Source organism: Actinomadura sp. NPDC000600, from assembly GCF_040492135.1.
In the GTDB taxonomy this organism is placed as follows: Bacteria; Actinomycetota; Actinomycetes; order Streptosporangiales; family Streptosporangiaceae; genus Spirillospora.
Genome location: NZ_JBEUPD010000007.1, coordinates 266,118 through 286,658 on the forward strand (window position 1 = coordinate 266,118; position 20,541 = coordinate 286,658).

A 20,541-nucleotide genomic window follows, 5' to 3' on the forward strand; every position below is an offset into this window, starting at 1 on the left:
GGTGGGGGTTTGGGGTTGTGTGGTTATGATCGGCCCCTATTGCTCTCACCTGCGGTTTTGTAGGGAAGGTGGCCTTGTGTCTGTTGTGGGGCGGGCTCGTCAGCACTCCGTCGGGGATCTCCTGCATCGGACTGCCCGGCGGGATCCTCAGAAGCCGGCCGTCGTCAGCGGAGATCTCCGGGTCACGTTCGCGGAGTTCGACGTCGCGGTGAACCGGGCCGCGCACGCGCTGGCGGCGCGGGGGGTCGGCAAGGGGGACCGGCTCGCGCTGCTCAGCCACAACTGCTGGCAGTACGCGGTGACGGCGTTCGCCACGGCGAAGCTCGGCGTGGTGCTCGTGCCGATCAACTTCATGCTGAACGCCGAGGAGATCGCCTACATCCTCGGGCACTCGGGGGCGTCCGGGATCGTCGCGGAGGACGCGCTCGCCGCGACCGCCGAGAAGGCGCTCGCCGCGGCCGGCGTCCAGGACGGGGTGCGCGGGTGGATCCCGCTGTCGGGCGCGGCGCCCGGTGAGGGGTGGGAGGACGTCGACGCCTGGTGGAGTGAGGGGCCCTCGGCGGCGCCGGACGTGCTCGTGGAGGACGACGACCCGCTGCGGATCATGTACACCTCGGGGACCGAGTCGCGGCCCAAGGGAGTGGTGCTGACCAGCCGGTCCCTCATCAGCCAGTACGTGAGCTGCGTGGTCGACGGCGAGATGAGCGGCGACGACGTCGAGGTGCACTCGCTGCCGATGTACCACTGCGCGCAGCTCGACTGCTTCTTCTCCGTGGACGTCTACCTGGGCGCCACCAGCGTCATCCTGCCGGGGCCCGACCCCGCGGCGCTGCTGGAGACGATCGAGCGGGAGAAGGTGACCAAGCTCTTCTGCCCGCCCACCGTCTGGATCTCGCTGCTGCGCCACCCGGACTTCGACCGGCGCGACCTGTCGAGCCTGAAGAAGGGCTACTACGGGGCCTCGCCCATGCCCGTGGAGGTGCTGCGGGAGCTCATGCGGCGGCTGCCGGACGTGCGGCTGTGGAACTTCTACGGGCAGACGGAGATGGCGCCGCTCGCCACCATCCTGAAGCCGCACGAGCAGCTCGAACGGGCCGGCAGCGCGGGGCGCGCGGCCATCAACGTGGAGACCATGCTCGTGGACGACGACGGCGCGCCCGTGGGGGTCGGGGAGGTCGGCGAGATCGTCCACCGCAGCCCCCACGCCGCGCTCGGCTACTACCGCGACGAGGAGAAGACCGCCGAGGCGTTCCGGGACGGGTGGTTCCACTCCGGCGACCTCGGGGTCATGACCGAGGACGGCTACCTCTCGGTGGTCGACCGCAAGAAGGACATGATCAAGACGGGTGGCGAGAACGTCGCCAGCCGGGAGGTCGAGGAGGCCGTCTACGAGCTGGAGGGCGTGGCCGAGGTCGCCGTCTTCGGGATCAGCCACCCGCACTGGATCGAGGCCGTCACCGCCGTGGTCGTGCCGAAGCCGGGCGCCGCGCTGACCGTGGACGACGTCCACGCGCACGTCCGCGAGCGGCTCGCCCCCTACAAGCGCCCCAAGTACGTCGTCCTCGCCGACGCGCTGCCCAAGAACCCCAGCGGCAAGATCCTCAAGCGGGATCTGCGGGAGCGGCATGCCGGGCTCGCTCAGGCTTGAGGCTCTTCAGGTCAGGTGGGGGGCCAGGGTCAGGGCCAGGTGGAGTGTCAGGCGGTCTTGGCCGTCGGTGAGGGTCAGGGCCGTCAGCTCCTCTATGCGGCGCAAGCGGTGGTAGAGGGTCTGGCGGTGGATGTTCAGGGCCTTCGCCGTCTGCTGGACGTTGCCCGCCAGGTCCAGGTAGGTGCGGGCCGTCTTCGCGAGCTCGTCGTGCGCTAGGAGGCGTTCGGTGCCGGGGGTCTGGGTCGTCTGGGCCAAGGCCTCGTCGCCCGCTGTGCGCAGGAGGCGGAGGACGCCCAGGGACGTCCAGTCACGGATCTCGCCAGGGGCGGCGGTGCGGGCGGCCACGCGGGCGCGGAGCCAGCCCTCGTGGACGTCGTCCAGGGTGGGGCAGGGGGAGTACACGCCGGTGTGGACGGGAGTGTTGCGTTCCTCTAGGAGGCGGCGTGCGCGGGTCAGAGCTGTCGTCGCGCTGCCCGCGGGGACGAGGAGGACGTGGTCGCGCTGCCACACCGTCGCCAGGACGGAGTGGGGGAGCAGCCACGGGTTGAGCGGCTCGGGGCTGGGGGTCCGCAGCACGGCCACCGTCAGGGGCGGGTCGGCCGCTCCGGCGTCGGTGAGGTCGTCGGCGGCCTGGGTCCGGACGTCGGGGTGCGTGGACAGCAGGTCGGCGACCTTCCAGCCGAGGTCGTCGCGCTCACGGGCCTGCCGGGCCATGAGGAGGCCGGCGCGCTCGCACAGGGGCATGGCCCTGGCCGCCTGGGCGTCGGTGATGCGCTCCTTGTCGTCCAGCAGCCAGAGGTAGCCGTAGGTGACGTTGTTCCAGCGGACGGGCAGGCACAGGCGGGCGAGCTGGCCGAGGGCGGCGTCGGCCGGGATGCGGACGGGGCCCGTCGCGCGGGCGATGCCGTGGCGCTCGAAGCGGGCGCGGACGGCCTCGGTGGCGCGGCGGTGCAGGATCGAGTTCATACGGACGGGGTCGATCGTGTCGCCGTGCGCGGCGTAGGCGACCAGATGGAAGTCGCGGTCCTCCAGGGTCGCGGGCGCGCGCAGGAGGTCGGCCGCCTGCTCCACGATTTCCTGCAGATCGGGTGCCATCGCGATCCCTTCGTACATCTGTATGAGGACGGGCCGCTCTGAAAGTGGCGTTTGACTATAGGGGCCGCGCGGCGGTGCTCCTAACGTGCGAGGTGTTCCTTGACGTTGGAGGGTTCCATGCTCAGCCCGCTTCTTCTCGCCGCCGCGCGCAGCGGACGGATGCGCGACGTCATCACCTCCGTGCCGCTGACCAGGGGAGTCGTCGACCGGTTCGTTGCCGGGGACGATCTCCACGCCGCCCTCGAAGCCGTCCGGGAACTGCGGGACGGCGGGCTTGAGGTCACCCTCGACCACCTCGGGGAGGACACCCGGGAACCCGCCCAGGCGCGGGCCACCCGGGACGCCTACCTGGAGTTGTTCGAGGCGTTCGAGGGGCAGGGGCTCGCCCGGGGCTCCGACGCCTCGGTGAAGCTGTCCGCGCTCGGGCAGGCGCTGCCCGGCGACCTCGCGCTCGACCACGCGCGGGAGATCTGCGCCGCGGCCGGGCGGGTCGGCATGACCGTCACCCTCGACATGGAGGACCACACGACGGTCGACTCCACGCTGGAGATCCTCGGGAAGCTGCGGGTCGACTTCCCCTGGGTGGGGGTCGCCGTCCAGGCCATGCTGCGGCGCACCGAGGGCGACCTGCGGGACCTGGTGGGCGAGGGGTCCCGCGTGCGGCTGGTCAAGGGCGCCTACGCCGAGCCCGCGTCGGTCGCCTACCAGAGCAGGCACGAGGTCGACCGCGCCTACGTGCGGGCGCTGCGGCGGCTCATGCGGGGCGACGGGTACCCCATGGTCGCCAGCCACGACCCGCGGATCATCGAGATCGCGCGCTCCCTGGCCGCCGAGCGCTCGCCTGCCTCCTACGAGTTCCAGATGCTCTACGGCATCCGGACCGCCGAGCAGCGGCGGCTCGCCGAGGCCCACCGGATGCGCGTCTACGTCCCCTACGGGGCCGACTGGTACGGCTACTTCATGCGGCGGCTCGCCGAGCGGCCCGCCAACCTCGCCTTCTTCCTCCGTTCGTTCGTCTCCCGCTAAGGAGTTTCCATGGACGCCGTCACCAACGTTCCGACACCGGCGAACGAGCCGGTGCGCGGCTATGCGCCGGGCAGCGCCGAGCGGGCCCGGCTGGAGGCGAAGCTCGCCGAGCTGACCGCCGAGGCCCCGATCGACCTGCCCATGACGATCGGCGGCGAGCGCCGGCTCGGGGCCGGCGCCAAGGTCGCCGTCGTCCAGCCGCACCGGCACGCGGCCGTGCTCGGGACGTTCGGCACCGCGACCGAGGAGGACGCCCGGGACGCCGTCGCCGCCGCCCTCAAGGCCGCGCCGGCATGGCGGGCGATGTCCTTCGACGACCGGGCCGCGATCTTCCTGCGCGCCGCCGACCTGCTCGCCGGGCCGTGGCGGGAGACGCTGCTGGCCGCGACCATGCTGGGGCAGTCCAAGACCGTCCAGCAGGCGGAGATCGACAGCCCCTGCGAGCTCGTCGACTTCTGGCGCTTCAACGTGCACTTCGCCCGGCGGATCCTCGCCGAGCAGCCGATCAGTAGCCCCGGCGTGTGGAACCGGTCCGACCACCGGCCGCTGGAGGGGTTCGTCTACGCGATCACCCCGTTCAACTTCACCGCGATCGCCGCGAACCTGCCGACCGCGCCCGCCCTGATGGGCAACGTCGTCGTGTGGAAGCCGTCGCCCACGCAGACGTACTCCGCCGTGCTGCTCATGAGGCTCCTGGAGGAGGCCGGGCTCCCCGCGGGCGTCATCAACCTCGTGACCGGTGACGGGCTCGCGGTGTCGGACGTGGCGCTCCAGCACCCCGACCTCGCCGGGATCCACTTCACCGGCTCCACCGCGACGTTCCAGCACCTGTGGAAGACGGTCGGCGCCAACATCGAGAAGTACCGGAGCTACCCGCGGGTCGTGGGGGAGACGGGCGGCAAGGACTTCGTCGTCGCGCACCCGTCCGCCGACCCCGCCGTGCTGAAGACGGCGCTCGTGCGCGGCGCCTTCGAGTACCAGGGCCAGAAGTGCTCCGCCGCGTCCCGCGCATACGTCCCGCGCTCCATCTGGGAGGACGGGTTCAAGGAGGAGCTGGCTGCGGAGGTCGACGGGCTCACCATGGGCGACGTCGCCGACCTGTCCAACTTCATGGGCGCCGTCATCGACGAGCGGGCCTTCGCCAAGAGCAAGGCCGCGATCGAGCGCGCCCAGGCGGACCCGAACGTCGAGATCGTCGCCGGCGGGACCTGCGACGACTCCGTCGGCTACTTCGTGCGGCCCACCGTGCTCGTGTCCGGCGACCCCGACAACGAGATCTTCCGGACCGAGTACTTCGGCCCGATCCTCGGCGTCCACGTCTACGAGGACGAGCGGTACGACGAGATGCTCGCCCAGATGGAGTCGGTCGCCGACTACGCGCTCACCGGCGCCGTCATCGCCACCGACCGGGCCGCCGCGGCGCACACCGCCGAGGTCCTCCGGTACGCGGCCGGCAACTTCTACATCAACGACAAGCCCACCGGCGCCGTCGTCGGGCAGCAGCCGTTCGGCGGCGCCCGGGCGTCCGGCACCAACGACAAGGCCGGCTCGGTGTTCAACCTGCTGCGCTGGACGTCCCCCCGCTCGATCAAGGAGACGTTCGTCCCGCCGACCGACTACCGGTACCCGCACATGCAGTAGGCGCCTCAGGCCCCGACGCCCGTGGCCGGGAGCGACGCCCAGCCGCGGGTGAACGGGGACCGGATGCGCTCCGCGTTCTCCAGGTCCACTCCTATGCGGGGGTGGGCCTGGAGAAGCTCCTCCAGCGCCACGCGCGCCTGGAGCTTGGCCAGGTGCGACCCGATGCAGAAGTGCACGCCGCTGGAGAAGCCCAGGTGGCGCGGGATCCCGCGGGTGACGTCCAGCTCGCCCGCGGACGGGCCGAACTCGCGCTCGTCCCGGTTCGCCGCCCCGAACAGCATCATCACCTTCTCGCCCTCCGGGATCTCCGTTCCGTGCAGCGTGACCGGGCGGGTGGTCGTCCGGGCCAGCGCCTGAACGGAGCCCTCCAGGCGCAGGAACTCCAGCAGCGCGTTCGGGATCAGCGACGGGTCGGCCGCCAGCCGCTCCCGCTGCGCGTGGTCGCCGTCCAGCAGCGCCACGCCGTGCGAGATCAGGTTCCCCGTCGTGTCGTTGCCGCCCGCCACCATGACGAAGCAGAAGCCGAGGACGTCCCAGTCGGTGAGGCGCTCCCCGTCCACCTCGGCCGCGGTCAGCGCGCTGATCAGATCCCCGGACGGGGCGGCGCGGCGCGCGGCGATCACGTCGCTGAAGTAGCCGAACATCTCCGCCACCGCCTGCACGGCGCCGTCCTGCATCGAGCGCAGGCCGAACCCCTCGTCCTGCAAGGTCGTGAGGGCCGACACCCACGGATCGAACCGCGCGCGGTCGGCCTCCGGGACGCCGAGCAGATGCGCCAGCGCGAACGTCGGCAGCGGCGAGGAGAAGTCCCGGTGCAGGTCGGGGGTCTCGCCGTCCGCGGCCTTCCGCTCCATCAGCGCTATCCGGGAGCGGACGAACTCGCGTAGCAGCGACTCGAGTCCGGCCGTCCGGCGCGGCGTGAACCCGTGGCTCACCAGGCGCCGCAGCACGGTGTGGCGCGGCGGATCCAGCATGACGATCGTCGGGGCCAGGCCCAGCGTGCCGATCTCGTCCGGGTAGAACGTCAGGCCCTGCGCCGAGGAGAACGCGCCCGCGTCCCGCGTCGCCGCCCAGACGTCGTCGAAGCGCGACAGCGCCCAGAACGGCGGATCCTCATGGCGGTGCACCGGCTCCTCGTCCCGGAGCCGCCGGTACGCCGGATAGGGGTCGGCCTGGAACCCGGGATCGAAGGGATCGTAGACGTCCGCCATGGCCGGGCCTCCGGGTTCTAACAGGCGCCGTTATTAACGCCTCCTGTTAGTATCATCGGCGTGCCGAAGGACGCAAGAGCCACCCGCGACGCCCTCATCCGCGCCGGCGCCCACCTCTTCGCCGCTCACGGCATCGACGCCGCCCGCACCCGCGACATCGTCGCCCTCGCCGGCCAGGCCAACGACTCAGCCGTCACCTACCACTTCGGCTCCCGCGACGGCCTCCTCGACGCCATCCTCCGTGCCGGCGTCACCCGCATGGAACCCGCCCGCGCCGCCGCCCTCCCCGGCCTCCGCCCAGACGACCTCCACGCCATCGTCGACGCCGTCGTCCGCCCCACCGCCGACGAACTCCGCACCCCCCACGGCCGCGACTTCCTCCGCATCACCGCCCAACTCGCCGGACGCGCCGGAATCCGCGACCACCGCCCCCCGCCCGTCCTCCACGGCACCGCCCTCCAGCAGCAGCTCCACCTCCTCGAAACCGCCTGCCGCGCCACCCTCCCCGAACCCATCGCCCTCGAACGCATCTCCCTCTTCATCGCCTTCCTCACCGCCGCCCTCGCCGACCGCGCCACCCGCACCCGCCCCTCCGGCACGCCCCCGTCCGTCCCGGACCACGACACCTTCACCACCGACCTCACGGCCATGCTGACCGCCGCCCTCCAAGCCCCCGCAACAAATCGTTTGCCCGCAACGAACCCACCCCCGTACCTTTAAGCCATCGCCGCGGGGTGGAGCAGTTCGGTAGCTCGCTGGGCTCATAACCCAGAGGTCGCAGTGTTCAAATCCTGCCCCCGCTACGGATCGGGATCCCCTGGTCGCCGCTTCGCGGCTTCCGGGGGATCCTTCGCTTTTCGCCCGGGGGGACGATCCCCCGGAGCCCCTGTTGCCTCCGCCATCCCCCACCCGCCCGCCCCTGGGGCTCCGCCCCTATCCCCCCTTGGGCTTCGCCCCTCGTCCCTCCTCGGGTTTCGGCGCTCGCCCCCCTCGGGTTCCGGCGGTCGTCCGCGCTGCTTCCGAATCTGTTTGCCTAAGCCATCCCCACCCCATAGAGTTAAGCCATCGCCGCGGGGTGGAGCAGTTCGGTAGCTCGCTGGGCTCATAACCCAGAGGTCGCAGGTTCAAATCCTGCCCCCGCTACGGATCGGGATCCCCTGGTCGCCGCTTCGCGGCTTCCGGGGGATCCTTCGCTTTTCGCCCGGGGGACGATCCCCCGGAGCCCCCTGTGCCGCCGCCATCCCCCACCCGCCCACCCCTGGGGCTCCGCCCCTATCCCCCTCGGGCTTCGCTCTTCGCTTCTCTTGGGGGGTCGGCGGCTCCGCCCCTAGCCCCCTCGGGTCAGTCGGTGGGGGACAGGACCTCGCGCAGCTTCTGCGCGAAGGCTTCCGGTTGGCCTGCCTGGCCGTACTCGCCGCCCAGGAAGCCGCCGTGGTGGCTTGGGAAGACGGTGGGCTTCTGGCCGAGCAGGTCGGCGGCCGCCACTGAGGTGCGGCCGGTGAAGGTGTCCCCTGTCTCCTCGCCCACCGCTATCACGATGCGTGTACGGGACGCGGTGAGCGCGGCGGCGTCGGGGCGGTAGCTGCTGACCGCCCATGACCGGTCGCTCAGGAGCGGGTCCTCCCGGGTGCCGTCGTCGTCGGTCGGCATCCCGAACGCGGCGGGGTCCGGTGCCGGTTGGGCGAAGTAGTCGTCGGTGTACTCGCCCCGCCACGAGGTCATCATGATGAAGGCCGCCATACCCGCACCCGACCCCTTGGCCTGGTAGACGTCCCGGACGTCGGCCCGGGCGCGTTCCGCGGCCTCGGCGTCGGGGAGCAGCGCCATGAGCGGCGGCTCGTGCGCCACCAGGGCGGCCACGTCGTCGGGGTACGCGGCCACCAGGGCCAGCGCGGTCACCGCGCCGCCGCTGCTGGCGAACAGCTCCACGGGACCGGCCCCGAGCGCCTCGATGAGCGCGTGGACGTCGCCGGCCTGGACCTCCGGTGACTGGTCCACCCGGCCGTCCTTGCGGGTGCTGCGGCCCAGGCCGCGCGGGTCGTAGGTGACCACGGTGCGGTCGGGGAAGTGCGACGCCAGCGTGCCGAAGCCCGCGGCGCCCATCGGCTGGCCGATCATGAGCAGCGGCGGGCGGCCGTCCGCGGGCGGCAGCGGTCCGCGGACGTCGTAGACGAGGTCGGTCTCGGGCGTCTCGAGCGTGTGGGCAGTAGCCATGCCCATGTCGACCTCCGCCACGTCGAGAACTCATCGGTCCAGCGACGGGTGCATCCACTCTGCGGTGGTGAGGGTCAGACGGTCCTCGTAAGGGAAGCGCTCGTCCTCGTCCTGGGGGAGTGCGCTTCGGACGAAGCAGCGGTGCAGGAGCAGTTCCCGGCGCTGGTCCAGCGGGTGCGCGGCGTCCGGGTGGTGCGGCGGGTCCTGCGGAGGGTCCTCGCCGATGTCGACCGTGCCGTCCCAGTTGCAGTGCAGGCCGTCCCCGTCGGCGTAGAAGCGGGGGAAGGCCGTGCGCCATTGCGAGTTCGAACCCCAGCCGTGCGACAGGTCATCGGTCGGGCGCGGCTCTCGGCGGAAGGTGAAGTACAGGGTCGAGGTCGTGGCCACCTCGGCGTCGATCAGGTGGCGTGGGGCGCGCACGCGGACGCCGGCGCGGCTGAACAGCAGGTCGCCGAACCAGAAGCCCGGCCACAGCACCTCCTCGACGGTCACCTGAGACGCGGTCCGGTCCTGCACCACGGCGAAGATCTCGTGGTGGAAGGGCGAGAACGCCCGGGCCTGGTCGAAGGGGGTCAGGCCGATCTCGGTGAAGAACTCCGTGTGCATGGTCAGGGCCGCCCGGTCCAGCCTGCGGGGGCCGTGCCGGCCGGGAGTGGCGGTCGTCCGCCACCCGCGCAGCTCCATCCTGTGGGCGGTGCTGCCCTCGATGACGGGGCGCCCCCCGGTGACGCCGAAACCCGGGGGCGGGTCCCCTTCTGGGCAGGAGAGCTCGATCAGGTAGTCGCTGATCCTGCTCAGCGCGTAGAGCTTCGTGAGCCGCCACAACTGCTCGTCCTCCACGGTGTACCCGCCGGCGGGGACCGGTTCCCGCCGGCGGAGCGGAGCCAGCTCGGCCAGATGGGCGGCCGCCGTGCGGCGCCGGTCCGCCAGGTGGCGGCGGGCCCCTTCGGTGTCGTCGTGGTCCAGCAGTTCCTCGTAGAGCCGGCGGAAGTAGCGCCAGTCGAGTTCCATCGCGCGATCATGGCAGGGCGTCCGGGGGGACCTCGGCCGGTGGGGTGCGGGTCTACCGTGGGGATGCGGTGGTCTTGGTTCCTGGAGGCTTCGGTGGCCGAGGGTGGGACGGTCGGGGACCGGTTGCGGCGGGCCCGGCGGCGGCGGTTCGTCGGGCGGAGCGGGGAGATCGAGCTGTTCCGCGGGGCGCTCGCGGACGGGGACTTCTCCGTGCTGTTCCTGCACGGGCCCGGAGGGGTCGGCAAGAGCGCGCTGCTCGGGGAGATGGCGGAGGCGGCGCGCCAGGCGGGGGTCGCGCCCGTGCTGGTCGACGCGCGGACGATCACACCTGAGGCCGGGGCCTTCCTGCGGGCCGTCGAGGCGCCGCGCGGGCGGTACGCGGTCCTGGTCGACACCTACGAGCTGCTCGCGCCCCTCGACGACTGGGTCCGGGAGCGGTTCGTGCCCGGGCTGGCCGCCGACACCGTCGTCGTCATCGCGGGCCGGGACGCGCCGTCGGCCCGGTGGATCGCCGACGCGGGATGGCACGAACTGCTCCGGGTCGTGTCGCTGCGCAACCTCAGCCCCGACGACGCGCGCGCCTACCTGGACGTCGAGGGCGTCCCCGCCGAGCTGCACGAGCGGATCCTGCGGTTGGCCCACGGGCATCCGCTGACCCTCTCGCTGCTCGTCGACATGATCCGGCGGCGGCGGGAGGTGCCGGGGGCGCTGAGCGGCGTGCCGGACGTCGTGCGCGCGCTGCTCGGGCGGCTGGTCGACGAGGTGCCCGGGCCCCGGCACCGGGAGGCGCTGCAGATCTGCGCGCACGCGCGGTTCACCACCGAGGAGCTGCTGCGCGCCATGGTGGGCGACGGCGCCGGGCCCCTGTTCGGATGGCTGCGGACCCTGTCGTTCGTCGAGGAGCGCGAGTTCGGGGTGTTCCCGCACGACGTCGTCCGCGACATCCTCGACGCCGACCTGCGCTGGCGCGACCCGGACGGGTACGCGGCGCTGCACCGGGCGCTGCGCGCCCACCTCGTCGAGCGGGCCCGCGCGGCGCGGGAGGACGAGCTCGTCCGGCACCGGGCCGTCGCGGACATCATGTTCCTCAGCCGCGACCACCCCGTCGTCAAGGGCTACTGGCGGCTCGGCGGGCTCGGGCGGCTGTCGGTCTCGGAACTCGGCCCCGGCGGCGCCGAGACCGTCCTCGCCATGACCCGCGAGCACCAGGGGCACGAGCAGGCCCGGTTCGCGGCGCGATGGATCGAGCGGCAGCCGGGCGCGTTCGGGATATTTCGGGACGACGCGGGCGAGCCGTTCGGGTACGCGGCCTACCTGGCCCTGCACGAGGCCGACGAGGAGGACCTCCAGGCCGATCCGGGGACGAGGGCGATGTGGAGCCATGCGACGCGGCACGGCCCGCCGCGGCCCGGGGAGAGCGTGCTCGCCTGGCGGTTCTTCGTGGACACCGAGCCGGGACGGCGCCCCTCCCGGTCGGAGACCATGATCCGGCTCTGGCACGGCCAGGAGGTCATCACCCGCGGCGGCAAGGCCTGGGACCTCGTCACCGTGCCGTCGGACCGGGAGTACTGGGACCCGCTCCTGTCCTTCTTCGACTTCCACCACGCGCCGGACGCGTCCTACCGCGTGGGCGGGATGCTCTACGAGGTGTACGCGCACGACTGGCGGGTTCTCGGCGTCGACGACTGGCTGTCCCTCACCGCCGAGCGCGAGCTCGGCGCACCCGTCACCGCCGCCGCGCCCGAGCTCGTCCTGTCGCAGCCCGAGTTCGCCGACGCCGTGCGCGCCGCGCTGCGCGACCTGCGCCGTCCCGACCGGCTCGCCGGGAACCCGCTCCTGCGGTCGCGGCTCGTCCGGTCGGCCGACGACCCCGGCGCGGCACTGCGGAGCCTGCTCGAAGAGGCCGCCGAGGCGCTGCGGCACGATCCGCGCGAAGAGTCGCTGTACCGGGTCGTCGACCGCACGTTCCTGCGCCCGGCGGCCACCCAGGAGCGGGCCGCCGAGATGCTCGGGCTGCCGTTCAGCACCTACCGGCGATACCGCAACCGGGCCGTCGAACGGATCGCCGCGTCGCTGTGGGAGAAGGAGCTCTACGGAACCGGACACCACATGGACAGCTAGTGGCCTGGCAGGTGGACAGCGGGCCGCCGCATCGTCGCCTCATCGACCGACAACGGGAGGCACGAGATGCGAGGCATCGGAGAACACGCGGTGGTGCTCGGCGCCGGCATGGCGGGGCTGCTCGCAGCCCGGGCCCTGGCCGGGGCCTATGACCGGGTCACCGTCGTCGAACGCGACCAGGGCCTGAACGGGCGATCCCGCAAAGGCGTCCCGCAGGGCCGGCACGCCCACATCCTGCTGCCGCGCGGGCAGCGGATCCTGGAGGAGCTCCTGCCCGGCGCCGAGGCGGCACTGATCGGCGGCGGCGCCGTCGTCGCCGACCCCGGCGTCGACCACCACTTCGCCCTCGGCGGCCACACGCTCGCCCGGCGGCCCGGCTCGGAACGGGCGATCCAGGCGAGCCGGCCGCTGCTGGAGGACGTCGTCCGCGAATGTGTCGGAGCCCTGCCCGGCGTCCGGTTCGCCGAAGGACGCGACGTCGTCGGGCTGCTCACGGCCGGGCCCGGCCGGATCACCGGCGTCCAGGTGGTGCCGCGGACGCCCGGCGCCGCTGCCGAGGAGGTCCGCGCCGACCTGGTCCTGGACGCGATGGGACGCGCCGGACGCACCCGGTACTGGCTGGAGCGGCTCGGGCACGGCCCGGTCCCGCAGGAGGAGGTCAGGATCGGGGTCGCCTACGCCACCCGGCCCGTCCGGCTGCCTTTGGACTCCGGTGTCGGCAAGGCCGTCGTCGTCGGCCCCCGGCCGGGCAGCCCGCGCGGCATGGCGATGGTCGCCGTCGAGGGCGACCGGTACCTGCTCACCGTCGCGGGCCTGGACGGTGCGAACCGTCCGCCCGCGGACGAGGAGGGCTTCCTCGCCTTCGTCCGGACGCTCGCGCCGCCGGAGGTGTTCGAGGCGATCCTCGCCGGTGAGGCGCTGGACGGGATCGCCTCGCACCGGTACCCGTCCGACCTGCGCAACCGCTACGAGCGGGCGCGGGGGCTGCCCGACGGCCTGCTCGTCACCGGGGACGCGCTGTGCAGCTTCAACCCGATCTACGCGCAGGGCATGACCGTGGCCTGCCTGGAGGCGCAGGTGCTGCGCCGCTGCCTGGCGGCGGGGCCGCGCGGGCTGGCCAGGCGGTACTTCCGCGCCGTGGCCAAGGCGCTGAACGACCCGTGGCGGATGGCCGTCGCCGCCGACCTGTCCATGCCGGAGGTCGAAGGCCGGCGCGGCCCCGCGATCCGGGTCATGAACGCCTACGTGGACCGCGTCCAGGCCGCCGCCGCCCGCGACGCCGACGTCGCCGAGCAGTTCTTCCGCGTCGTCGGCCTGCTCGACCCGCCCCCGGCCCTGATGCGTCCCTCCATCGTGGCGCGGGTGCTGGGCGCGGGCGCCTAGCCTGGGGGCATGCGGAATTCCTTGGCCGGGCTGGTGGACGTCTGCTGCGTGCTCGTCTTCGTCGCGATCGGGCGGGCGTCGCACGACGAGGCCGCCGGTCTGGCCGGGTTCGCGTCCACCGCCTGGCCGTTTCTCGCGGGGCTCGGCGCCGGGTGGGGCGCCATGCGGGCGTGGCGCCGGCCCGAACGGGTCTGGCCGGTCGGTGCCGGGGTCTGGGTCTCGACCGTGGCCGTGGGGATGGCGCTCCGGGCGGTGGCGGGGCAGGGGACGGCCGTCGCGTTCGTGATCGTGGCCTCGGTGTTCCTCGGAGCGGCCCTGCTCGGGTGGCGGGTGGGCGCCCGGCTCGTCGCGGCCCGGAAGGTCTCCGCCGGCGTCTGAGGCGGCTTGTGGGACACAGCCAAATGACCGGTTGGTCTCTTTGCTGATCGAACCGGTTGACGGGGTCGCGCCGCCCTGGTGAAGTTACCCGCGAGTTATGTACGGGCGCGAGCCTTTCCTGTGAAGGGGACACGATGCCATCTGCGCTGCGCGACTGGCTGGACAAGCCGAACACCGGACGCGGCGTTCACCTGGCTGCCGACGACGGGGGCTGGGAGTTCCGCGACTACGGTGAGCTGGCGTCGGCCGCGCGACGCACCGCGGGAGCGATGATCGAGGAGGGCGTCCGGCCGGGCGACGTCGTGTGCCTCATCCTGCCGACGGACTTCACCTGCGTCGAGACGTACTTCGCGGTCTGGGCCGCGGGGGCCACGGTGTGCCTGATCACTCCGCCGCTGTTCCAGGACGGGGACGACTACGTCGCGCACGTGGCGGCGATCCTGCGGCAGGCGTCGCCGGCGCTGGTCGTCGCCTCCGACGGGCTGGCCGACTACGCGCGGCGGGCCATGGCCGAGGCCGGGGTGGACGGGGAGCCCTGGAAGCCGCGGCAGGCGGAGGAGGAGGCCGAGGTCCGGCCCGCGGGCGAGCTCGCCCTGCTCCAGTTCACCTCCGGATCCAGCGGGTCGCCGCGCGGGGTCATGGTCACCTGGGACAACCTGGAGGCCAACGTCGACCTGATCACGCGGATGGCCGGGTACGAGGACGGCGACGTGACGGCCTCCTGGCTGCCGCTGTACCACGACATGGGGCTCATCGGCTGCTTCATCACGCCCATCGCGCGGCAGGGGATGCTGAAGCTGATGCGGCCCGACCACTTCATCCGCGACCCCGCACGGTGGCTCCGGTGCTTCGGGGAGGCGGCCCACACCGCGGCGCCGCCGTTCGCCTACGCCTACTGCGCGCGGCGGGTCAAGCCCGAGCAGCTGGAGGGGCTCGACGTGTCCGGGTGGAAGATGGCGCTGATCGGCGCCGAGCCCATCGACCCGCACACGCTCGAGGTGTTCGCACAGCTCATGGAGCCGTTCGGGTTCTCCCGGACGATGTTCAAGCCCGCCTACGGGATGGCCGAGACCACGCTGCTCGTCACCATGGACGACGCCCCGCGCAGCCCCCTGGCGGTCCGGCCCGACCCCGAGGCGCTGGCGTTCGGGGAGCCCGTCCGGATCCTGGACCAGCACGCGCTCGGGGCCGGGTCGCTCGGCGCCAAGGCCGGCTGGGTCGTCGGCTGCGGGACGCCCGAGGACGACGTGCCCGTCGCCATCGTCGACGACGAGGGGCGCGAGCTGGGGAGCGGGCTCCTGGGCGAGATCGTCGTGGGCGGCCCCTCGGCCTGCCCGGGGTACTACGCGGGGGCCGAGGCCAAGTCGACCCGGTTCATGGACGGCAAGGTCTACACCGGGGACGCCGGGTTCTTCCACGAGGGGCAGCTGTTCGTCCTCGGGCGGATGGGCGACAGCATCAAGGTGCGCGGGCGCTCGGTCTACGTCGAGGACCTCGAGTCCAAGGTCGCCGAGGTGAGCGGGCTCGGGAAGGGCCGCATCGTCGTGGTCGGCGTCCCCGGCGCCGGGCGCAAGGGGCTCGCGCTGTTCGCCGAGACGCAGGACGAGGCCTGGATCGGGGGGGTGCGCGAGATGCTGCGGCGGCGCATCGGGGACGACGTGGAGCTGACGATCGTCGTCGGCGCCGGGCTGATCCAGCGCACCTCTAGCGGCAAGCCCCGCCGCCGGTACATGTGGGAGAGGCTCCAGGGCGGCCACATGGAGGGCGCGCGGATCATCACCTGAGTACGCCCCCGGGCGTAGCGGCGAAGCCTCCCCCTGGACGACGACGCTGTGCACGGCCCTCTCTCACGATGGTGTCGCCCTTGACCCCGTGAGAGAGGAACCCTCATGTACGTCGCCTCGTCCGGCGCGAGAAGGTCGGCGGCCGTCGGCCTCGCGGTCGCGGCCGCCGCGATCCCCGTGCAGATCGCCGGCGGGATGGACTACCCGGCGGTCCCGCCCGGACTGATCATCCTGACCGTCGCCGCCGCGATCGCGCTGTTCGCCCGGCCGAGGTGGGCGCTCGCCGTCCCGGCCGTCGCCGCCGCCTTCCTCACCGTGGGCGCCACCGCCGCGCCGAACGCGCGCGACGCGCTGAGCGCGCCCGGGGAGACCGTGGCGTTCGCGGCGACCCTGCTCCAGGCCGCCGGGCTCGTGGTCGGCCTGGTGTGCTGCGTCGTGGCGCTCGCGCGGCGCGCCTCCGCCGCCTGATTGCTTAAGGTGGCGATAACAGGACAACATGTCGTTGACGCTCTGAAAGGTCGACGATGCCGGCTGTTGCCAAGACGCTCCTCCGTGCTATTCGAGGGGGGACTACCCCCCTCACCCCCCGCGTCGCTCCGCTCCTGAAGGTGGGATCTCGCCTGGGATCCACCGCCCAAAATGCCCTGGAAGTCGCGCGTTTCGGGGGTTTCGATACCGACGAGGACGCCTCGCCCTGCGAGGTGGTGACCGAGCAGCGCGTCTACCGGCTGCGGCACTACTTCCCCGAAGCGGGCGGCGGGCCGGTGATGCTGCTCGTCCCGCCCCTCATGATCACCGCGGAGGTGTACGACATCTCCTCGCGGGTCAGCGCCGTGCGGGTGCTGCGCGATCTCGGCGTCGACCCGTGGGTGGTGGACTTCGGGGCTCCCGAGCGGGAGCCGGGAGGCCTGGAGCGGACGGTCAGCGACCACGTCCTCGCGGTCAGCGACGCGGTGGACCGGATCCGCGAGATGACCGGGCGGGACGTCCACCTCGCCGGGTACTCGCAGGGCGGCATGTTCGTCTACCAGGCGGCCGCGTACCGGCGCAGCGAGGGCATCGAGTCCGTGGTGACGTTCGGGAGCCCCGCCGACACCAGTGTCGGGCTCCCGTTCGGGCTGCCGAGCTGGCTCGCCTCCGAAGGGGTCGAGCGGATACCGGACGCCCTGCTCGGCGGGTTCGCGGTGCCGGGGTGGGTCACGCGCATGGGGTTCCAGCTCCTCAGCCCGGTGAAGTCGGTGCGCTCGCGGGTCGACTTCATCATGCAGCTGCACGACCGGGAGCGGCTCGCGCCCCGGGAGCGGCAGCGCCGGTTCCTGGAGCGGGAGGGCTGGGTGTCGTGGCCCGGCCCCGCGCTGGCGGAGTTCATCCGCCAGTTCATCCAGCACAACCGCATGCTGACCGGCGGGTTCCTCATCGGCGACCGGCTCGTCACGCTCGCCGACATCACCTGCCCCGTCCTGACGTTCGTCGGGGAGGTCGACGAGATCGCCGCCCCGCCGATGGTGCGCGGGATCCGGCGGGCCGCGCCCCGCGCCCAGGTGTACGAGGCGTCCCTGCGCGCCGGGCACTTCGGGCTCGTCGTCGGCAGCCTCGCGATCGCGCGGACGTGGCCGGCCGTCGCCGCGTGGGCGCGGTGGCGGGAGGGCGAGGCGGAGCTGCCGGAGATCGTCGCGCCCGTCGCCGGGGACGAGGAGGCCGAGTCCGCCGGGCTGCCGGGAGGCCCCGCCGGGTACGGGCTCCAGCTCGCCATGGGCATCGGGGCGAGCGCCGCGCGGTCGGCGTACCGGACCGCGTCGCGGGCCGTGCACGGGACGCGGCAGATCGGCGGCGAGGCCGCGCAGAACCTGCCCCGGCTGGCGCGGCTGGAGCGCATCCAGTCCGACACCCGCATGTCCATGGGGCTGCTGCTGGACGAGCAGGCCCGCCGGATGCCCGGCGAGGTCTTCTTCCTGTACCAGGGGCGCGGGCACACCCACGACGCCGCCAAGCGCCGCATCGACGCCGTCGTCCGCGGCCTGATCCACATCGGGGTGCGGCGCGGCGACGCGGTCGGGGTCCTGATGGGCACCCGGCCGACGGCGCTCGCGCTCGTCGCCGCGCTCAACCGGCTCGGCGCCGTCGCGGTGCTGCTGCGGCCCGACGGCGACCCGGCCGCCGAGGCGCGGCTGGGCCAGGTCACGCGGGTCATCGCCGACCCCGAGCACGCCGCGGCCGCCGCGAAGCTGGACGTGCCCGGCTTCCTGCTGGGCGGCGCGGGACGCGGCGAGCGCGGCCCGCTCATGGACATGGAGGCGATCGACCCGGACGCGGTCGAGCCGCCCGGGTGGTACCGGCCCAACCCGGGCCGCGCCGGCGACCTCGCGTTCGTCGTCTTCCGCGGCGACGGCGACCGGTTGCGCGCCAGCCGCATCACCAACCGGCGCTGGGCCCTGTCGGCGTTCGGGACGGCGTCCTCCGCCTCGCTGTCCTCGTCCGACACCGTCTACAGCCTCACGCCGCTCCAGCACCCGTCCGCGCTGCTGATGAGCCTCGGGGGCGCCGTCGCCGGCGGGGCCCGGCTCGCGCTCGCGAGCGCCCGCACGGACGCCGGGTTCGACCCGAAGGCGTTCTGGGACGAGGCGCGCCGCTACGGCGTGACCGTCGCCTCCTACACCTGGATGTCGCTGCGCGACCTGGTGAACGCGCCGCCGGACCCGGCCGAGCGGCACCACGCCATCCGGCTGTTCATCGGGTCGGGCATGCCGCGCGGCCTGTGGCGGCGGATCGAGGAGCGGTTCGCGCCCGCGCGGGTCCTGGAGTTCTACGCCTCCATCGAGGGCGAGTCGGTGCTGGTCAACCTGAGCGGCAAGAAGCCCGGGTCGCTCGGCCGGCCGCTGCCGGGCAGCGCCGAGGTGCGGCTCGCCCGCTACGACCTGGAGAGCGGGCGCCTCGCCGAGGGGCCGGACGGGTTCGCGATCGAGTGCGGGCCCGGCGAGATCGGCATGCTCCTCGCCCGGGTGCGGCTGTCGGCGATCGGGTCGGCGGCCCGCCCCGTCCGGGGCGTGTTCCGGCCCGAGGACGCCTGGACGATCACCGGGGACCTGTTCCGGCGGGACGCGGGCGGCGACTTCTGGCTCGTCGGGCGGGAGGCCGAGCTGATCCGCACCGTCGACGGCATCGTCCCGCCCGGTCCGATCCGGGACGCGCTCGGAGACCTGCCCTACGTCGACGCCGTGGCCGTCTACGGGATCCCGGTGGGGGAGACGGAGCTCGCCGCGGCGGCCGTGAGCCTGCGGTCCGCGCCGGCGGCCGCCCGGGGCGGCTCCGCGGAGAACGCCGTCAAGCCGGTGGACCTGTCGGAGGCGCTGCTGCGCGTGGAGCCGGGGCTGCGGCCCGCGATCGTGCGGATCGTGGACGAGATGCCGGTCACGGCGGGAAACCGGCTGTGGACGGTGCCGCTGCGCGACGAGGGCGTCCCGGCGGCGGGCGACGGGCGCGCCTTCTACCGGGACAAGGCGGGCGCGTACCGGCCGCTGACGGACGCGGCGCGGCGCCGGCTGCTCAAGGCGCCGCCCGCCCGCGAGGCCCGCTGACGCCCAAGTCACCGCGGATAAGTCTGGACTTACACCCGGCCGTTGCGTTAGAACAAAGCGACAGATTTCGCGTATTTGTTGCACCGGCGTCCGGAGGGGTCATGACGAGCGTTCTCGCGCCGCCGCCGCAGGGCAGCGACCTGAAACCGGTGCCCGGCGTCCCCGGCGTCCCCTACATCGGCAGCACGCTCGCGGTGATGCGCGACCCGATCGGGATGGCCCGCAAACGGTACGCCGAGTACGGCGCGGTCTCGTGGGGTTGGCTGCTCGGCCAGCGGATGGTCACCGTGCACGGCCCCGAGGCCGCCGAGGTCGTCCTCGTCAACCGGGACAAGGCGTTCGCGAACGGGCCCGCGTGGAGCTACTTCATCGGCCCGTTCTTCAACCGCGGCATCATGCTCCTGGACTTCGAGGAGCACCTGCACCACCGCCGCATCATGCAGCAGGCGTTCACCCGCCCCCGGCTGCACTCCTACATGGACGCGATGGCGCCCGGCATCGTCAAGGGCGTCGAGTCGTGGGAGCCGGGGCAGGGCTTCAAGGTCTACGACCACATCAAGAAGCTCACGCTCGACCTCGCGGTGGACGTCTTCATGGGCGTCGAACTGGACGACGCCGAGCGCGCGCGGGTCAACGGCGCGTTCATCGACGCCGTCCGGGCGGGGACGGCCTACGTCCGGTTCCCGGTCCCCGGGCTGCGCTGGCACAAGGGCCTGCGGGCCCGCAAGGTGCTGGAGGAGTTCTTCTACCGGCACCTGCCGGCCAAGCGGGAGGGCGGCGGCGGCGACCTGTTCGCGGCGCTCTGCCAGGCCGAGACCGACGACGGCGAGCGGTTCACCGACGAGGACGTGGTCAACCACATGATCTTCGCGCTGATGGCGGCGCACGACACCACCACCATCACGCTGACGACGATGGCCTACTACCTGGCCAAGCACCCCGAGTGGCAGGAGCGGCTGCGCGAGCAGTCGTTCGAGCTCGGCAAGGCGCAGCCCGGCTTCGACGACCTGGACGCCTTCACCGGCATCGACATGGTGATGAAGGAGTCGATGCGGCTGGTCACGCCCGTCCCGGCGCTGCCGCGCAAGGTCGTCAAGGACACCTCCGTCCTCGGCTTCCACGTCCCCGAGGGGACGACCGTCGTGGTGCCGATGCTCAGCAACCACCACATGGCCGAATGGTGGAGCGACCCCGACCGGTTCGACCCCGAGCGGTTCTCCCCGGAGCGCCGCGAGGACAAGGCCCACAAGTACGCGTGGGCGCCGTTCGGAGGCGGCGCGCACAAGTGCATCGGGCTCCACTTCGCGGGCATGCAGGTCAAGACGATCCTGCACCAGGTCCTCCAGCGGTACCGCTGGAGCGTACCCGCGCGGTACGAATGGCCCCTGGACACCACGTCCCTTCCCTCGCCCAAGGACGGCCTGCCCGTCCGCCTCGAACCACTGGAGCAGTGA

Annotated in this window: 15 protein-coding genes and 2 tRNA genes; 13 read left to right on the forward strand and 4 right to left on the reverse strand. The window is 72.9% G+C overall.

Annotated features, from left to right (window positions below; translation table 11 throughout):
• Positions 1-25: 25 nt before the first annotated feature.
• The gene (locus ABWI07_RS13650) at positions 26-1,648 is read left to right on the forward strand and encodes an acyl-CoA synthetase (protein WP_502912820.1); all 1,623 of its coding nucleotides are present in this window, start codon (positions 26-28) and stop codon (positions 1,646-1,648) included.
• A 6-nt stretch (positions 1,649-1,654) separates the two neighbouring features.
• Here the strand turns inward: ABWI07_RS13650 and ABWI07_RS13655 are convergent, their stop codons facing one another.
• Complete coding sequence (locus ABWI07_RS13655) at positions 1,655-2,743, reverse strand: PucR family transcriptional regulator (RefSeq protein WP_353818723.1); 1,089 nt, start codon at positions 2,741-2,743, stop codon at positions 1,655-1,657.
• A 117-nt stretch (positions 2,744-2,860) separates the two neighbouring features.
• Between ABWI07_RS13655 and ABWI07_RS13660 the strand changes: the two genes are divergently transcribed.
• Together ABWI07_RS13660 and pruA are read left to right on the forward strand one after the other, a co-directional pair.
• Positions 2,861-3,769 (forward strand): proline dehydrogenase family protein, encoded by a 909-nt coding sequence (locus ABWI07_RS13660; protein WP_353818724.1) that lies wholly within the window; start codon positions 2,861-2,863, stop codon positions 3,767-3,769.
• Positions 3,770-3,778: 9 nt separating this feature from the next.
• Positions 3,779-5,410, forward strand: a complete 1,632-nt coding sequence (gene pruA, locus ABWI07_RS13665) for an L-glutamate gamma-semialdehyde dehydrogenase (RefSeq protein ID WP_353818725.1) — start codon at positions 3,779-3,781, stop codon at positions 5,408-5,410.
• 5 nt (positions 5,411-5,415) lie between these two features.
• On the opposite strand, the gene ABWI07_RS13670 is transcribed toward pruA, so the two are convergent.
• On the reverse strand, positions 5,416-6,621 hold the full coding sequence (locus ABWI07_RS13670; protein ID WP_353818726.1) for a cytochrome P450: 1,206 nt from the start codon (positions 6,619-6,621) through the stop codon (positions 5,416-5,418).
• Positions 6,622-6,681: 60 nt separating this feature from the next.
• Between ABWI07_RS13670 and ABWI07_RS13675 the strand changes: the two genes are divergently transcribed.
• The 3 genes from ABWI07_RS13675 (at position 6,682) to ABWI07_RS13685 (ending at position 7,764) form a co-directional block, all read left to right on the forward strand.
• Positions 6,682-7,341, forward strand: coding sequence for a TetR/AcrR family transcriptional regulator (locus tag ABWI07_RS13675; RefSeq protein ID WP_353818727.1), 660 nt, complete (start codon positions 6,682-6,684; stop codon positions 7,339-7,341).
• A gap of 8 nt (positions 7,342-7,349) precedes the next feature.
• Positions 7,350-7,424, forward strand: a tRNA-Met gene (locus tag ABWI07_RS13680).
• 266 nt (positions 7,425-7,690) lie between these two features.
• A tRNA-Met gene (locus ABWI07_RS13685) sits at positions 7,691-7,764 on the forward strand.
• A 198-nt stretch (positions 7,765-7,962) separates the two neighbouring features.
• On the opposite strand, the gene ABWI07_RS13690 is transcribed toward ABWI07_RS13685, so the two are convergent.
• Together ABWI07_RS13690 and ABWI07_RS13695 are read right to left on the reverse strand one after the other, a co-directional pair.
• Positions 7,963-8,856 carry an alpha/beta fold hydrolase gene (locus ABWI07_RS13690; RefSeq protein ID WP_353818728.1) on the reverse strand — a complete coding sequence of 298 codons (894 nt, stop codon included), beginning with the start codon at positions 8,854-8,856 and terminating at the stop codon, positions 7,963-7,965.
• 9 nt (positions 8,857-8,865) lie between these two features.
• A complete protein-coding gene (locus ABWI07_RS13695; RefSeq protein WP_353818729.1) occupies positions 8,866-9,846 on the reverse strand; it encodes a hypothetical protein in 981 nt (326 codons plus the stop codon).
• A gap of 93 nt (positions 9,847-9,939) precedes the next feature.
• Here ABWI07_RS13695 and ABWI07_RS13700 point away from each other — a divergent pair, with 93 nt between their 5' ends.
• The 7 genes from ABWI07_RS13700 (at position 9,940) to ABWI07_RS13730 (ending at position 20,541) form a co-directional block, all read left to right on the forward strand.
• The gene (locus ABWI07_RS13700; protein WP_353818730.1) at positions 9,940-11,967 is read left to right on the forward strand and encodes an AAA family ATPase; all 2,028 of its coding nucleotides are present in this window, start codon (positions 9,940-9,942) and stop codon (positions 11,965-11,967) included.
• A 66-nt stretch (positions 11,968-12,033) separates the two neighbouring features.
• On the forward strand, positions 12,034-13,350 hold the full coding sequence (locus tag ABWI07_RS13705; protein WP_353818731.1) for an FAD-dependent oxidoreductase: 1,317 nt from the start codon (positions 12,034-12,036) through the stop codon (positions 13,348-13,350).
• Positions 13,351-13,359: 9 nt separating this feature from the next.
• Entirely contained in the window at positions 13,360-13,728 is a 369-nt protein-coding gene (locus tag ABWI07_RS13710; RefSeq protein WP_353818732.1) for a DUF3054 domain-containing protein, read from the forward strand.
• A 134-nt stretch (positions 13,729-13,862) separates the two neighbouring features.
• Positions 13,863-15,512: an AMP-binding protein gene (locus ABWI07_RS13715; protein WP_149264969.1), complete on the forward strand. Its 1,650-nt coding sequence runs from the start codon at positions 13,863-13,865 to the stop codon at positions 15,510-15,512.
• A 105-nt stretch (positions 15,513-15,617) separates the two neighbouring features.
• The gene (locus tag ABWI07_RS13720; RefSeq protein WP_149264968.1) at positions 15,618-15,980 is read left to right on the forward strand and encodes a hypothetical protein; all 363 of its coding nucleotides are present in this window, start codon (positions 15,618-15,620) and stop codon (positions 15,978-15,980) included.
• A gap of 140 nt (positions 15,981-16,120) precedes the next feature.
• A complete protein-coding gene (locus ABWI07_RS13725) occupies positions 16,121-19,087 on the forward strand; it encodes an AMP-binding protein (RefSeq protein WP_235037446.1) in 2,967 nt (988 codons plus the stop codon).
• 101 nt (positions 19,088-19,188) lie between these two features.
• A complete protein-coding gene (locus tag ABWI07_RS13730; protein ID WP_149264966.1) occupies positions 19,189-20,541 on the forward strand; it encodes a cytochrome P450 in 1,353 nt (450 codons plus the stop codon).

What these genes read in the sequence shown, in the direction of transcription:
- ABWI07_RS13650 (WP_502912820.1), top strand. Translation starts at nt 26, where the DNA reads ATGATCGGCCCCTATTGCTCTCACCTGCGGTTTTGTAGGGAAGGTGGC.
- ABWI07_RS13655 (WP_353818723.1), bottom strand. Translation starts at nt 2,743, where the DNA reads ATGGCACCCGATCTGCAGGAAATCGTGGAGCAGGCGGCCGACCTCCTG.
- ABWI07_RS13660 (WP_353818724.1), top strand. Translation starts at nt 2,861, where the DNA reads ATGCTCAGCCCGCTTCTTCTCGCCGCCGCGCGCAGCGGACGGATGCGC.
- pruA (WP_353818725.1), top strand. Translation starts at nt 3,779, where the DNA reads ATGGACGCCGTCACCAACGTTCCGACACCGGCGAACGAGCCGGTGCGC.
- ABWI07_RS13670 (WP_353818726.1), bottom strand. Translation starts at nt 6,621, where the DNA reads ATGGCGGACGTCTACGATCCCTTCGATCCCGGGTTCCAGGCCGACCCC.
- ABWI07_RS13695 (WP_353818729.1), bottom strand. Translation starts at nt 9,846, where the DNA reads ATGGAACTCGACTGGCGCTACTTCCGCCGGCTCTACGAGGAACTGCTG.
- ABWI07_RS13705 (WP_353818731.1), top strand. Translation starts at nt 12,034, where the DNA reads ATGCGAGGCATCGGAGAACACGCGGTGGTGCTCGGCGCCGGCATGGCG.
- ABWI07_RS13710 (WP_353818732.1), top strand. Translation starts at nt 13,360, where the DNA reads ATGCGGAATTCCTTGGCCGGGCTGGTGGACGTCTGCTGCGTGCTCGTC.
- ABWI07_RS13715 (WP_149264969.1), top strand. Translation starts at nt 13,863, where the DNA reads ATGCCATCTGCGCTGCGCGACTGGCTGGACAAGCCGAACACCGGACGC.
- ABWI07_RS13720 (WP_149264968.1), top strand. Translation starts at nt 15,618, where the DNA reads ATGTACGTCGCCTCGTCCGGCGCGAGAAGGTCGGCGGCCGTCGGCCTC.
- ABWI07_RS13730 (WP_149264966.1), top strand. Translation starts at nt 19,189, where the DNA reads ATGACGAGCGTTCTCGCGCCGCCGCCGCAGGGCAGCGACCTGAAACCG.